Source organism: Streptomyces sp. NPDC057638, from assembly GCF_042800315.1.
Lineage (GTDB): Bacteria > Actinomycetota > Actinomycetes > Streptomycetales > Streptomycetaceae > Streptomyces.
In genome coordinates, this window is sequence record NZ_JBHVHF010000586.1 from 1 (window position 1) to 1,720 (window position 1,720).

Consider the following 1,720-nt stretch of genomic DNA (forward strand, 5'->3'; position numbering starts at 1 on the left):
GGCCTATTCACTGCGGCTTCTCGGGGCTTTAACACCCTAAAAAGCACCCCTTCTCCCGAAGTTACGGGGTCATTTTGCCGAGTTCCTTAACGAGAGTTCTCTCGATCACCTTAGGATTCTCTCCTCGCCTACCTGTGTCGGTTTGCGGTACGGGCACCTCTCACCTCGCTAGAGGCTTTTCTTGGCAGTGTGGAATCAGGAACTTCGCTACTAAATTTCGCTCGCCATCACAGCTCAGCCTTCACGGGAAACGGATTTGCCTATTTCCCAGCCTAACTGCTTGGACGCGGATATCCAATACCGCGCTTACCCTATCCTCCCGCGCATCATGCGCGAGGGCCCACTCATGTCGCTCCGTCGGCAGGGCCGGACCGTCATCACCGGCCGGTCCGATGACCGGCCCCGGACCTTCTCCCGGTCACACCGGAATCGGTTCTGGTCAACCAGGTCCGGTTACCCGGTTCCGGTCTCCGGTTACCCGGCGCCGGCTGACCCGAACCGGGAGCGCGGCCAGCCGGACGAGCCGTGCTCAGCTACCGTCCAGGTCGCTCCGCTCCTCGGCGAGGAACCAGCAGATGTCCATGAAGTCCAGGGGATCCTCCCTGGTCCTCATTCCCTCCGCGATCCTGGCGAGGGCCTCGCCCTTGGACACGTTCCACGGGAGGAATTCCTCCCCTTCCCGGGGACTCAGATCGCCGACGGCCACGCCCTGGTCGATCATGTCTCCCACCAGGCGGACCGTGGCGGCCTGGATATCCGCCTCCGATCCGTCGCCGCCCGTCACGTTCTCGGCGGCGTCCCGCAGCGGAATGAAGTGCAGCAGACTCGTCCGCGCGTACTGGACCAGATAGTCCAGTTCTTCCTGGTACTTCTCATCGTTCATGTGGTGGATCCTCAGTGCTTCGCGTGGTACCGCTTGAAGCCCAATTCCTTCTGCAAGTCCCCGGTGAAGTCGATCGTCGGGTCCGCCTTGCCGCCGGAGGAGCTGAAGCCACGGTAATTGATATTCCCGTTCTCCAGCTTCCAGATCTCGATGGTGCCCTTGCCCGGGATCTCCTTGACCTGGTCCGGCTCGCCGAGCTTCTTCCGAAGGTCCTCGCGCACTTCCTGGATTTCCTCCGGGCTGATCATCTGAACGCCCTTGGAATCCTCGACGCCGCGCGGCTTTCCGTCCTTGAGGACGGCGTCGCGCGTCTTGCCGATCTTCCCGAGCCGGGTGGCATCCGCCAGCTCGTCGACCTTGTCCAGGTAGTCATCGACCTTCTTGACCTTCCCGAACGGGGTGAGGGCCGCGCCGAAGGCGGCGCACTGGGCGACGGTCGGGTCCTCGATACAGGCCGTGAAGTCGGCGACGGCGAAGAAGTCCTTGAACATCTTCAGCTTGGTGTCGTTCACCGACCAGTCGACGTCGGCGTCCTCGAAGGCGAGCAGACACCAGGTGAGCCCCGGGCCGGGAGCGCACTCCTTCTGCTCCCGCTCCTTGCGCTCCGCCTCCATGGCCTTGCGGTGCTTCTCCTCGGCCGCCTTCTTGGCCGCCTCGTACTCGGCCTGGGCCTTCTCCGCGACGTGCTTCCAGGCGCCGGACGCCTCGGTCTTGGCCTGCTCGGCGCTCTTGCCCGCGTTCAGCGCGGACTTCTCGGCGTCGTCGGCGGCGTCATGGGCGTCCGCCGCCGAGTCGCGCGCGTAGGAGGCGGAGAAGTTGGCCTGGGCGGCGGACGCC

General features: G+C 64.2%; 1 protein-coding gene, 1 rRNA gene and 1 pseudogene. All 3 read right to left on the minus strand.

The features are described 5' to 3' along the window. Positions 1-476: ribosomal RNA gene (locus ACFVIM_RS34995) — 23S ribosomal RNA — on the minus strand; the annotation flags it as partial. Positions 477-529: 53 nt separating this feature from the next. Then, the gene (locus tag ACFVIM_RS35000) at positions 530-883 is read right to left on the minus strand and encodes a hypothetical protein (protein ID WP_384310380.1); all 354 of its coding nucleotides are present in this window, start codon (positions 881-883) and stop codon (positions 530-532) included. Between the two features lie 11 nt (positions 884-894). Beyond that, positions 895-1,720 (minus strand): annotated as a pseudogene (locus tag ACFVIM_RS35005) (hypothetical protein); the annotation flags it as partial.